The sequence below is a fragment of the Lactiplantibacillus brownii genome (assembly GCF_031085375.1).
GTDB classification, from domain to species: Bacteria; Bacillota; Bacilli; order Lactobacillales; family Lactobacillaceae; genus Lactiplantibacillus; species Lactiplantibacillus brownii.
Window position 1 is genome coordinate 557,166 of record NZ_JAVCWF010000001.1, and the last position, 12,955, is coordinate 570,120.

General features: G+C 43.5%; 8 protein-coding genes and 1 tRNA gene. 8 read left to right on the forward strand and 1 reads right to left on the reverse strand.

The annotated features are described in order from the left end of the window. Positions 1 to 202: 202 nt before the first annotated feature. The 7 genes from RA086_RS02225 (at position 203) to RA086_RS02255 (ending at position 8,472) form a co-directional block, all read left to right on the forward strand. Positions 203 to 2,857, forward strand: coding sequence for a cation-translocating P-type ATPase (locus tag RA086_RS02225; protein ID WP_308702291.1), 2,655 nt, complete (start codon positions 203 to 205; stop codon positions 2,855 to 2,857). Between the two features lie 56 nt (positions 2,858 to 2,913). Further along, entirely contained in the window at positions 2,914 to 3,348 is a 435-nt protein-coding gene (locus RA086_RS02230) for a hypothetical protein (protein WP_308702292.1), read from the forward strand. A gap of 121 nt (positions 3,349 to 3,469) precedes the next feature. Next, complete coding sequence (locus RA086_RS02235; RefSeq protein ID WP_308702293.1) at positions 3,470 to 5,650, forward strand: Tex family protein; 2,181 nt, start codon at positions 3,470 to 3,472, stop codon at positions 5,648 to 5,650. Continuing rightward, positions 5,643 to 6,089, forward strand: coding sequence for a SprT family protein (locus RA086_RS02240; protein WP_308702294.1), 447 nt, complete (start codon positions 5,643 to 5,645; stop codon positions 6,087 to 6,089). Before RA086_RS02235 ends, RA086_RS02240 begins: the two co-directional genes overlap by 8 nt. Positions 6,090 to 6,160: 71 nt before the next feature. Then, positions 6,161 to 7,447, forward strand: coding sequence for a homoserine dehydrogenase (locus tag RA086_RS02245; RefSeq protein ID WP_308702295.1), 1,287 nt, complete (start codon positions 6,161 to 6,163; stop codon positions 7,445 to 7,447). A gap of 8 nt (positions 7,448 to 7,455) precedes the next feature. Continuing rightward, a complete protein-coding gene (thrB, locus tag RA086_RS02250; protein ID WP_308702296.1) occupies positions 7,456 to 8,331 on the forward strand; it encodes a homoserine kinase in 876 nt (291 codons plus the stop codon). Between the two features lie 56 nt (positions 8,332 to 8,387). Further along, positions 8,388 to 8,472 (forward strand) — tRNA-Leu (locus RA086_RS02255). Between the two features lie 317 nt (positions 8,473 to 8,789). On the opposite strand, the gene RA086_RS02260 is transcribed toward RA086_RS02255, so the two are convergent. Continuing rightward, positions 8,790 to 10,016 (reverse strand): tyrosine-type recombinase/integrase, encoded by a 1,227-nt coding sequence (locus RA086_RS02260; protein WP_308702297.1) that lies wholly within the window; start codon positions 10,014 to 10,016, stop codon positions 8,790 to 8,792. A 181-nt stretch (positions 10,017 to 10,197) separates the two neighbouring features. Here RA086_RS02260 and RA086_RS02265 point away from each other — a divergent pair, with 181 nt between their 5' ends. After that, a complete protein-coding gene (locus tag RA086_RS02265; protein WP_308702298.1) occupies positions 10,198 to 12,744 on the forward strand; it encodes a site-specific DNA-methyltransferase in 2,547 nt (848 codons plus the stop codon). The last annotated feature ends 211 nt before the right edge of the window (positions 12,745 to 12,955 follow it).

Sequence of the window (12,955 nt, forward strand, 5' to 3'; positions counted from 1 at the left end):
GGTTATCTGGTATATTAACCTTACAATCATAAGGGAGTAACTAGCAGTGTAACTGCGGCAATATCGTCAGCAAGAAGCCAATCCGGTATTGTCTTAAATAGTGAGACTTATGTATGTCACAATTACACGTGCATACATGAGTCTCATTTTCTATATCTGGTTGATTTAGAAAATGGGGCTCGGATGCAAGGAGGAGACTTACATGTCAAAACAACCTAGGTACCAACAATCATTACCAGCGATTTATGAGGATTTGAAGGCCGATGAACGCGGGTTACAACAAAGTGAAGCCAGTCAGCGTTTAGCACAATATGGGCACAACGCTTTAAACCAACAAAAGACGACTTCTATGTTACAAAAGTTTATGGCACAGTTTAAAGATTTCATGATCATCGTCTTATTGGTGGCGGCGCTGATTGCCGCGTTCACCGGTGAGGTCGTGGATGCCGTAATCATCTTACTGGTTGTCGTTTTGAATGCAATCTTTGGGGTCTTCCAAGAATCCAAGGCGGAAGAAGCGATTAATGCCTTAAAAGAAATGGCCGCACCAGACGCGACCGTCTTACGTGATGGTGAATTTAAAACGGTCAAGAGTGACGAACTGGTGCCGGGAGATATTATCACCTTAGAAGCCGGCGATATTGTGCCCGCTGACGTCCGGTTAATTGAAAGTGCGTCATTGAAAGTGGAGGAATCGGCACTGACCGGTGAATCTGTGCCGGTTGAAAAACAGGCGGAGCTGCTGACTGCTGACGATTTAGCCATTGGTGATCGGCTCAACATGGCGTATATGAACAGTAATGTGACCTATGGCCGGGCCACGGGGATCGTTGTGGCGACTGGGATGCAGACCGAAGTGGGTCGTATTGCTGGCATGATCGAAGCTGCCGATGAAACCACGACGCCACTACAAGCCAACTTAACGCAACTTGGAAAATCACTAACGATTCTCATTTTAGTAATTGCGGCCGTCGTCTTCGGCATTGGGATGCTACGGGGTAGCGAGAGCCTCATCAATATGCTACTAACGGCGATTTCTTTAGCTGTCGCAGCGATCCCAGAAGGTTTACCAGCTATCGTGACCATTACCTTGGCACTTGGCACACAACGGATGGCGAAACGCCACGCCCTAGTGCGGAAACTGCCAGCTGTTGAAACGCTGGGAAGCACTGATATCATCGCTTCTGATAAGACTGGGACGTTGACACAAAATAAGATGACCGTTGAAAAGTTGGTCGTGAATCAAGAACTCGTTGATGCACGGTCCACACATTTACCAACGGATAGTCATTTAGCCCAAGTGATGATCTTAAGTAACGATACTAAGATTATGGCGGATGGCTTAGCCGGTGACCCGACCGAAACCGCGCTGGTACAATATAACTTAGATCAGGCTTATCCAGTTGATCAGTTATTAAAAGACCGGCCACGAGTCAGTGAAGTGCCATTCGACTCAGAACGAAAATTAATGTCCACGGTTCATCCGCTTGATAACGGGAAGTTTTTAGTCGCCGTTAAGGGCGCACCCGATGAATTACTCAAACGGGTCACGGCTGTTGAAATTAATACTGAAGTACAACCATTGACGAAACCACTACGTGACCAAATTTTGGCGACAAACCATGACTTAGCCACACAAGCTTTACGGGTCTTAGCCTTTGCCTACAAGGTGATTGACGTTGTGCCAACCACGGTCAATTCAACCACGCTGGAAAATGAGTTAGTCTTTGCTGGTATGGTCGGCATGATTGATCCTGAACGTCCAGAAGTCGCTCAGGCGGTCGTTGAAGCCAAATCGGCCGGAATTCGACCATTAATGATCACGGGTGATCATCGTGATACCGCCGAAGCAATTGCCGTTCGTTTAGGCATTATCGCTGCAGGTGACGATGCCGCCGTGATTACCGGTGCCGAACTTGATGAGATGAGTGACGCAGAATTTGGCAAAAAAGTTAGTGACTATTCAGTTTATGCACGGGTCGCGCCTGAACATAAGGTGCGTATCGTGAACGCTTGGCAGAAACGCGGCAAGGTCGTTGCGATGACCGGTGATGGTGTGAATGATGCGCCCGCTTTGAAAGCCGCAGATATTGGAATCGGGATGGGAATCACAGGGACTGAAGTGTCAAAAGGTGCCAGTGATATGGTCCTTGCCGATGACAACTTTGCGACGATCGTGGTAGCCGTTGAAGAAGGGCGAAAAGTTTTCGCCAATATTCAAAAAGCGATTCAATACTTGCTGTCAGCCAACTTAGGTGAAGTCTTGACGTTATTCATGATGACCATGTTGGGTTGGCAAATCTTAGCTCCCGTTCACATTTTGTGGATCAACTTGGTCACGGATACTTTGCCAGCGATTGCGTTGGGGGTTGAACCGACAGAGAAAAATATCATGGCCCACAAACCGCGTGGCCGAAATTCAAACTTCTTCTCGGGCGGCGTATTCTCAAGTATCATTTATCAAGGGTTGCTTGAAGGTGGCATCACCTTATTGGTCTACTGGTTGGCAATCACGTATCCTGTGCATGCCAATGCAAGTCTGGCCCATGCGGATGCGTTAACCATGGCTTTTGCAACTTTAGGCTTGATTCAACTGTTCCATGCTTTCAACTCCAAGTCGATTCATGAATCCTTGTTTACCGTTGGCTTGTTCCGTAACAAGTTTTTCAACTGGGCAATCTTGATTGCCTTTGCGCTCTTAGCCATGACAATTGTTGTCCCAGGCTTTAACAGCTTGTTCCACGTGACGCATTTAGATGCTTACCAATGGGGGATCGTGTTTGCCGCGTCATTGGCAATGGTGATCGTTGTTGAAATTGTTAAGTTCTTTCAACGCCGTCATCTGCGACAAGCATAATCGTGAAGAATAGGGTAAAATAAGCAGTAACTTAATCTAAGAAAAGAGCTTATAACATGAGAAAAGCAACGATGGCAACTTATATGCCAGTTCTATCTAAAGTGATCGAAAGTACCGAAAAAATGGGGGAAGAATTGAATCCTTCATTTGAAAAGTTACGGCAAGCAATTGATGATGACGCAGTTGCTAAGATGGTGCCCGCTGAATTCAATGATATCCAGATGGAATTCACTGATGGGACCGAACAGTACCAACAAAACTTGCAAAAACTACAAAAAGCTGGCGTTCCGGCCCGCTTGATCGGTCGGCATCGCAATTTGATTGCTGCCTATGAAGCGTATGCTAACGCCTGCGCTGCCATGACTGCGAGTTTAAATATTACTGATCAAACGGTTGATGTGGCTGCCTTTAATCAAGCAGAAAAAGATCAAGAAACTGAAATGACGCACGTTTCCAATGATGTGCAACGCATTATGACCATGATCGGCTAACCGAGATTAAACGAAGATCAATGACTGAGATTTTTCAGTGATTGGTCTTTTAATTTAACGAAAAATTGGGGTTAAGCGCGTATAATAATAGTATTAAGCAAGTCAAAGATTGGGTGAAAAAATGGATAATCAAATTTTAAAACTCGTGCAACAAGCACTGACGAATTTTAAGCCGCAACAGATTAAAGCGGTATTGAGCATGATGGACGAAGGCAATACGGTACCATTTATTGCGCGATATCGAAAAGAGCGGACGGGCAACTTAGATGAAGTTGAAATTCGCGACATTAAAGAAAATTATGATCGGTTAGCCAGTTTGGAAGGCCGTAAAGCGGATGTCATCAAATTAATTTCTGAACAACAACAATTGACGCCGGCATTGAAAACGGCGATTGAAAAAGCCGATAAATTACAAGATGTGGAAGATTTGTATCTGCCGTATAAACAAAAACGGCGAACGAAAGCGACGATTGCAAAAGAAGCTGGTTTGGAACCATTAGCGGCTTGGTTGCTACGCTTTCCACAAACGGCACCAATCCAACAGGCACAACAATTTATTAACGCCGAAAAAGACGTGCCTGATGCCTCGGCAGCTCTAGCAGGGGCGCATGAAATCTTGGCCGAAGCGTTTGGGGATAATGCCCAATTACGGAATTGGATTCGTAACGAGACACGCCAACGTGGTGAACTAGTCGTCAAGGTCAAACCGAAAGCCAAGGCTTTAGATGAACAAGGGGTCTATCAACAATACTATGATTTCACTAGTCCAATTAAGCAGCTGGTTTCGTACCGCGTGTTGGCGATTAATCGTGGCGAAAAAGAGAAAGTATTGCGTGCAAGTATTCAGATTGACCAAACGGGGATTGAGCGTTATTGCCACTTCCGGTTTATTGGTCAACATCAAGGACCAGCTGTTGCATTGATTGAAGCTGCTTATCAGGATGCTTACAAACGTTTTATTGGCCCGGCCATTGAACGCGAATTGCGTAACGAATTATCGGATGCCGCGGATGAACAGGCGATTAAGGTCTTCGGCGATAACTTGTATCATTTATTGATGCAAGCGCCATTAAAGGGACGGGTTGTGCTTGGCTTTGACCCCGCCTATCGAACGGGCTGCAAGCTGGCAGTGATGGATCCCAACGGCAAGTTTTTAGACAAATTAGTGATCTATCCACATAAACCTGCGAACGCCGAAAAGCGGGCCGCAGCGGCGGGTGAATTTAAAGTCTTTTTGGAAAAATACCAGGTAGAGATGATTGCGATTGGTAACGGGACCGCTTCACGGGAATCCGAAGAGTTTGTTGCCAATGTATTGAAGACAATGACCCGGCCGGTTTATTACGTGATCGTTAATGAAGCGGGAGCCTCTGTCTATTCTGCTAGTGATAATGCGCGGGCAGAATTTCCAGAACTCCATGTTGAACAACGTAGTGCCATTAGTATCGGTCGGCGGTTACAAGATCCACTAGCCGAATTAATTAAAATTGATCCAAAATCGGTCGGGGTGGGGCAATATCAACACGATGTGCCACAAAAAGCCTTGACTAACCAGTTGGATATTGTGATTGAAACAGCCGTTAACCAAGTGGGTGTCAATTTGAACACGGCTAGTCCCGAATTATTGACGCATATTTCTGGCTTATCGAAAACGATTGCCCAAAATGTCGTTGCTTATCGTGATGCCAATGGGGAATTTAGTAGTCGACCACAATTGAAGAAGGTGCCACGACTGGGGCCTAAAGCCTATGAACAAGCCGTGGGGTTCTTACGGATTATTGATGGCAAGACCATTTTTGATAATACTGATATTCATCCAGAAAGTTATCCGGCAGCCAAAGCCTTGCTACAAGCGACCGGTTTAGCGACGACGGATGTTGGAACGGCTAAAGCTCAAAAATTATCACAATTGGATTTGACGCGACTAACTACTGAAACTGAGGTCGGTAAGTTGACACTACAAGATATCATCAGTAGTCTTCAAAAGCCTGGCCGTGACGTACGTGATACCATGCCGGCGCCGTTATTGCGACAAGATGTGTTAAAGATGAGTGATCTGAAACCAGGGATGCAACTGCAGGGTACCGTTAGAAATGTCGTGGACTTTGGTGCGTTTGTAGATATCGGTGTGAAGCAAGATGGGTTAGTCCATGTATCCAAATTAACGACTAAATTCTTAAAAGATCCGCGTCAAGCGGTCGCAGTGGGCGATATCGTGACGGTTTGGGTCGAAGAAGTGGATGAACAGCGGCAACGGATCGCTTTGACCATGGTCGACCCGAAAGTGTCAGCACATGACTGATGGCCAACTACAACAATTAGTTAGCCAAATCTCCTTGCACGATTTTAAGCGGCCATTTCGCCACCGAGCTTATTTTAATGCGCGATTGCGGACAACGGGTGGTCGTTACCAATTGGAAAGTCATAATATTGATATTAATCCTAAAATGTTGACGGATTTTGATGAGAAAACACTGGTTGGGGTGATTAAGCACGAGCTTTGTCACTATCATCTTCATTTGACCCAAAGGGGGTATCAACATCGCGATGCTGATTTCAAACGTTTATTGGCCCAAGTAGGCGGCTCGCGTTATGCACCGACCCCGAAGAAACAAACCCGATTGGCGTATCGTTACACTTATCAGTGTCAACGTTGCGGCCTAGTCTATCATCGTAAACGACGCTTGGATACACAACGGTATACTTGTGGTCGTTGTCGCGGGCCAATCAAGCCCGTTTGAAAAGGTTTGCTTATCTGGTGGGGATTCGATAGAATTAGGCTAATTATAATGACTATATGGAGGGATTATCGATGGAAACAATTAAAATTGGGATCGTCGGGCTCGGCACCGTCGGGACTGGCGTGGTCAAAATGCTCCAAGCCCATCAAGCTAAAATTTCTGAGATTACGGGACGTAACCTGGAATTAGCCTGTGTGGTCGTCCACAACTTAAAGAAGCATCAAACGACTGATTTGGGGGACGTGCGGTTGACCGACCAGATTGAAACTTTGATCGATGATCCTGAAATCCAGATTATGGTTGAAGTGATGGGGTCGATTCATCCGGCCAAAGAATACATTACACGTGCCTTGCAAGCTGGGAAGCATGTGGTAACTGCCAATAAGGATTTAATTGCCCAATATGGTCGCGAACTGGTCCAAATTGCGCGCGAGAATCATCGGGATCTATTTTACGAAGCCAGCGTGGCTGGGGGTATTCCCATTCTGCGGACAATTGATAACAGTTTTGCTGCGGATAAGATTCAACGCGTGATGGGGATTGTCAATGGGACGACCAACTACATCATGACGCAAATGTTGACGAAAAATTGGTCGTATGATCAAGCGTTGAGTTCTGCGCAAGATTTGGGTTTTGCCGAAAGTGACCCAACCAATGATGTCGAAGGTCTGGATGCGGCCTACAAAATGATTATTTTGACGCAATTTGCCTTTGGGATGAGTTTGTCGATGACGCATGTCAAGGTGCAGGGGATTACTAAGATTAGTCCTGAGGATATTGCAGAAGCCCATCAGTTAGGCTATACCATTAAGTTGCTTGGAATTGCGGAAGAAATCGATGATCGAATTGCTGTTTCAGTTGGCCCAGTACTGGTTTCAGATCATCATCCGTTAGCAACCGTGCAGAATGAAAATAACGCTGTTATGGTGACCGGGACCGCAGTTGGCGACACGATGTTTTATGGGCCCGGTGCGGGTGAATTGCCGACCGCCAATAGTGTTTTGAGTGATATTACGACGGTTGCCAAAAATATTGCGCTGAATACGACGGGGAATACGTTTAATTCCTATCGGCAAGAAACTGTTTTGGCGGCACCGACGGATGTGATTTATCCGCACTTTATCGCCTTGAAGATGCGTGATGTCCCTGGGATGATGTTACGATTAACTGAAATTATGACGCGAGCGAAAGTCTCGTTTAGCCGTATCATCCAAAATCAATTGGGGGACGGCAACGCGCGGGTGGTCATCATCACCCATGCCATGAATGATCAGCAGTTAGCGGACATTACGGCAGCCATTGCTGGTCAAACGGACATGCATTTATTAGCCAGCTATAAAGTTTTGAAGAACGAGTAGGTGAGTAGATGTTAAAGATTTCAGTTCCAGCAACGTCCGCTAATTTGGGTCCAGGATTTGACTCAATAGGGCTAGCGTTAGCCATGCCATTGACAGTGACACTGTTAGGACCTAGCCAAGACTGGCAAGTTGAACACCCATTTGGGGCAGCCGTCCCGACGGATGAACGCAATTTGATTGTTAAAACCGCTTTGAGCTTAGCTCCGGATCTGGCACCGCAACGGTTAAAAGTGACTTCAAATATTCCACTAGCTCGTGGTTTAGGCAGTAGTTCGACCGCGATTGTGGCGGGTTTGGCAGTTGCCAATGAATTATCAACCAAACCTATTTCTAAAAATGACTTGTTATTGCGAGCGACCGAATTAGAAGGACATCCTGATAATGTGGCGCCGGCAATACTGGGCGGTTTAGTTGTGGCGACTTATGTTGATCAAAACGTCCAAGCGGTTCAATTGCCAATACCAGAGTTGTTCGCGAGTGTCTATGTCCCTAATGAGGAATTGTTAACGTCGGCTAGTCGCAAGGCGTTACCGGTACAGCTCCCATTTAAACAAGCGATTGCTGGCAGTAGCATTGCGAATACGTTGGTTGCGGCGTTGGCAACCCAAAATTGGTCATTGGCGTTGACATTAGTAGAACAAGATCGGTTCCACGAACAATATCGTGCCAAGCTGGTACCAGCCTTAGCAACGATTCGGGCAACGGCACATGCAATGGGAATCGTCGGAACTTATTTAAGTGGCGCTGGGCCGACGATTGTGACTCTCGGAACGCAGGTAGACTTGAAAAATTTACAAGCAAAATTGAAACAAAACACGTCATTGACTGGACAATATCATCTGCTACCAGTTGATGCTCAAGGGATTAAGGTTGATAAATCTTAATTAAGCCTTGTCAGACTCACGACATTTTGTTAAAATGGTTTTTGTGAGTTATTGATGCGGCCATGGCGGAATTGGCAGACGCGCAAGATTAAGGATCTTGTGAGGGTTAACCTCATGGAAGTTCGAATCTTCTTGGCCGCACTAAACTTTTGAAGCATTACAAACGTTGTTAAACCGGCGTTTGTGGTGCTTCTTTTTTGTCGTCGAGCTTCGAAATGGCTTGCTGATGCGTTTTTTGATGACAAAAAAGTGTGCTAGAGACTGGTATAGAGAGGTTTCAAAGGGGTTGAATTTGCATCGAATTTGGTATTATATGGATTTTAAGCTAAAAACAAGCCGTTTTACCAACGAATGTTATCACCTAAAAACACCTAAATTTAAGAGTGTGAAGAAGAAAAACGTGAATCACATTGATAGTCATTCACGTTTTTTTGATATGAAATTGATGTTAATTTGATTTATTCAAAAAAGTTAACTTGGCCGATTTTTCTTTGCACACTATCCATGGTATGAAGATAGTGTTTGGCAAAGGTTTCCAGCGTATCTCCAATACTAGCCGCAATTGCTTCGGCGTCTGGATTAGCATGGTAGGCCAAGGTTGCGTAAGTGTGACGTAACGAGTAAAGGCTGTATTTAGGTATCATCGGACTAGTATCACGAAGTTTCGGCCATAGCTTAGAGCCTAAATAGGAAACTCGGTAAGGTAAGCCATCGCCATGGGCAAATACCATGAAGAGCTTTTCAGCACCCTCATCCATGCACCAACCGTAATCTGGATTCTTAGCGGCACGGGCTTGGATAATTTTGTATTGGCTGAGTAAAGCCTTTCGCACGGTTTCATTAAAATAAACTCGACGGTGGACACGGTTTTTAGTAGTTTTAAATAGCTTAGCTTTTTCTTTGGTAGCGGTTATTGCTTTATTAATCCATAGATAATTTTCTTCCCAGTTAACCGAATGTTTGAAATCAAGTGCCGCCATTTCTTGATCGCGTAATCCAGTTCCAGCCATGACAGTAACGAAATTCAATTCCCACTGTCTAACTTTAGGACTAGCCTTTAAGTCATCCATTAATGTCTGCAATTCAATTTGTGTATAAGCGTTACGAGTAGTGGACGAATTAATGATTTTATCTTGCTCATTAGCGGGTGGGATAATTTTATCCACGCTGACATGTCGCATGTTGTTCTTTTCGATGTAGCCGGTCTGCACGGCAAACGTTAGGATATTGCTGAGCGCTCGCTTGTAATTGTATAAGCCACTATGTGATAACTGTTTATGAGTAAGCTTGGTATAGCGTTTGGTCGCGTCGATTAAAAATTGATTGAGAAATCTAAAGCTTAATTGGTTAAGCCGTTTCTTGCCGATTAAAGGAATGATTTGGCTGTCAACGGTTGAGGTGTATCGCTCAAAAGTAGCGGTGCCCCGATTAGGATGCTCTTTACGCCAGACATTGTTGATGAAAGCTCCTAATGTTGGAGAGTCGCCTCGGCCTTGGTCAAAGGCTTGTTGGGTTTCTTGCACCCACCTATTAGCAGCCCTTTTAGCTTCTCTAATAGTTCGAATATTTTCTTGCTTACCGAATCGCTTCGTTCGAAGCTTGGTGCCGCCTTCAGGTTGTTCAAATCGATATTGTAGAATCCAACCTTGTTTCTTACTAATTTTGCGAAGGTTAAGTGTTCCCATGATAAATCCGCTCCAATCATTTTTAATTAAGTCTATGTGATGAATCATAACGTCAGACGTTCGAAACATCTAGTCGATTTTTATCACGTTTCACTTTTAAATAAAGTGCATTGTATCAGCATGAACAATAGCGGTATGATGAAATAGTGAAGAATATGATGACCAAAAATGGAGAAGTAATATGACAAAAGATGAATTAGACGACGGGATTGCGTTAATCAAAGATAAGACGTCGCTAAATGATGCAATACTTAAATATGTTAAAACTCAAACTCCTGAGAAGAAGAACCCAGAAGGAGCGGCTGACCTTATAATTGCCATTATCAATCAACAGATGAAGTCTGTGGTTGAAAGGTATCAGCAGAATTGGGACAAGCTAGACCCAGCGAATATCGATAAGGAGAAACAAAATCTGGAGTATGGCATTATAGGGGCAGGTAACTTACCGCCTAACGACCCAGAAGATGATAATATCACTCATCAAGTAATGTCTATCTTGAATCCATTAGTCGACGAAATTGATACGTATTTTCAATCATCAAACCATGATATTAAAACTAAAGCAAATGGCACAATAACTGATGGCTTGGAGATACTAGATGACTCGGAACCAGCGTCAATTAAGCCATTTAATATTTATTGTTCAGATTATGAAAAGTTCCATCGAAGCTTACAGAATCAGATTGAACAGGGGGAAACGGATAAGATTGATGCAGTTATTACTGACCCGCCGTATTACATCAATCTAGCGTCTTGGGATAAAGAGTTGCCAGACACTAGTGATGATGATGGTGTCGCAAGTAAAGAATCAGAATTCAAAAATTATCTATTATCAGTTAACCCATTGTTAAGTGATGATGCTTTTTTGCTAATTTTTAATACCTATGAAAATGTCCAATTACTGAATGCTCTAATCAATAAGTTAAGTGCTAGTGCTGATTACCCAACTTTTAACTACCAAACAGTCAATTATGAAGAGTGGGTGAAGACTAATCCAGATCGTAAGTCTGATTCTAAATACAGGCAACGCAGTGAATATGTTGCTATCGCCTACCGAGACACCCCAGCAGGTCGAGAAAAACATCAAAAGTTGAGTAATGGGAATGAGAACCAGCTGTATGAATCATCAGCAAAAACCAAATTGTTTGATGATAATAAGAGGATTAACCAGACACCAAAGCCGCCGCATATGTTAATGCGGTTAATCCAACGTTATACCGAAGTTGGAGACACCGTTTTGGACAGTTACAGTGGTAGCGGGTCAATTATGTTAGCTGCTTATAACCTTGGACGTAAGGCTTACGGCTGTGAACTGAGCCGTTATACTCAAATTAAAGGAACTAACCGTGTAATGCGTTTCAGGCGCTATGTTGGGCAACGTATACTAAGAGCTGAACCTTGGATTGATTTAAAGGGGTTTGATGTTACGCCAGATGAACAAGAGTTGATTGATGACACGGTCTGGAACACACTGCAAATGTTGCCTGACACTCAACAACGAGTAAATTTAATCAACGAAGCGTTAATTAAAATCAAAAATGATTTCAGGAATCGGCGGGTTAATACCCAAGTTGATGCTGACCTTGCTCAGCTGGAACAAGTCACCCCTACACAACGTCAGGCAAAAACCGTTAAGCGTCAAAAGAGCGTTGAATATGCACTATACCAAGACTCAAGGTTAACAAAAAATGAGTTAGGAACATTACTTGGATTTGGTCAGGTTTGGGGAGCAACTAAAGATGACCCAATGAGTTCTTTTAAAGATTTATTTGGCGTTGATAGTGATGACATTGACAAAGTGGAGCAGTTGTTTGACCCTATTGCATTAAATTTAGCAATTCGTTTTCGATATCAGCACATGTTAAAACGTCATACGATGGATTTTTCAGAACTAATGTGCCAGTTTTCTGATAGTTTGCATGACCAAAAACACAAACCAACCGATGACCAAATAATTGAATATGAGCATTATCTACTGCAACTACTAAATGATTTGAACAATTATGAAAACCAGGTTCAAGAACAGCAATTGAATTATACGTTGAAGGCTGGCAAGGAGCTTGATAATTCTGAATCACAGGAGATTGTCGGTCAGATCAAATACTTCTATCGAATTGTCGGCATTCTGTTACGAACAATAAACGCTATCCATTATTATTTATTACTGAACCATGAAAATGATGAGGGTGCGGAGCCCGAGTATAATTTTATGGCGGATATTCAAGCAATCTTAACCGAAGAGCATTTCAGAAATGGTGACTACAACAAAGAGATTATGAGAAGCGCTGTGACTGGTGATACTCGTATCTTTGATAAGCGATTATTAAAGGATGATTTAGGCAACAAGTTAAAATCGCAGGGATTGAGCAACGGACTAAACTACTATAATGATTTTATGGCTAATAAGTTGCAGCGAAGTAATCCACATATCTTTGAAATCCCAGCACTTGCACCAAAGGCCATTATCAAAGGCTTGAAACTGAAACACGCCGATGCTAAGAAATACAGCATGTATAGTTTATTGGGCTGGTTTAAGGCTGGTAATAAAACTACTAAGGCAGATACTGAAATTGTGCGAGAAAAGTTTGAGAACAAGGTCGATGAAAAGCAGTATCTTAAGTCAACAATAGCTGATTTAAAGCACAATCGACATATGCAAGTGGCAGAAATTGCACGTCGATTGATGCTCACCCAATCAACGGTAAATAATTATTTGAAATCCGAATAACCAATGACACGTCTAGCTAAAATTGCTGGACGTGTTTTTATTTGATAAAGAAACTGAGACAACCTAAAACCTTGAAGTTACACTTGGGTTAAGAAGTAAGGGTTAAGGACGATTTAGATAGAGACTAGGGCAATATGGGATGAAGCAAGATTAGATTAAGACTGATTAGCAAGTATACCAATTATCAATCAAGGGTGACAACTGATTAAAA

Coding starts and splice junctions, on each gene's coding strand:
- RA086_RS02240 (WP_308702294.1), top strand. CDS start 5,643: ATGACTGATGGCCAACTACAACAATTAGTTAGCCAAATCTCCTTGCAC.
- RA086_RS02265 (WP_308702298.1), top strand. CDS start 10,198: ATGACAAAAGATGAATTAGACGACGGGATTGCGTTAATCAAAGATAAG.
- RA086_RS02230 (WP_308702292.1), top strand. CDS start 2,914: ATGAGAAAAGCAACGATGGCAACTTATATGCCAGTTCTATCTAAAGTG.
- RA086_RS02245 (WP_308702295.1), top strand. CDS start 6,161: ATGGAAACAATTAAAATTGGGATCGTCGGGCTCGGCACCGTCGGGACT.
- thrB (WP_308702296.1), top strand. CDS start 7,456: ATGTTAAAGATTTCAGTTCCAGCAACGTCCGCTAATTTGGGTCCAGGA.
- RA086_RS02225 (WP_308702291.1), top strand. CDS start 203: ATGTCAAAACAACCTAGGTACCAACAATCATTACCAGCGATTTATGAG.
- RA086_RS02260 (WP_308702297.1), bottom strand. CDS start 10,016: ATGGGAACACTTAACCTTCGCAAAATTAGTAAGAAACAAGGTTGGATT.
- RA086_RS02235 (WP_308702293.1), top strand. CDS start 3,470: ATGGATAATCAAATTTTAAAACTCGTGCAACAAGCACTGACGAATTTT.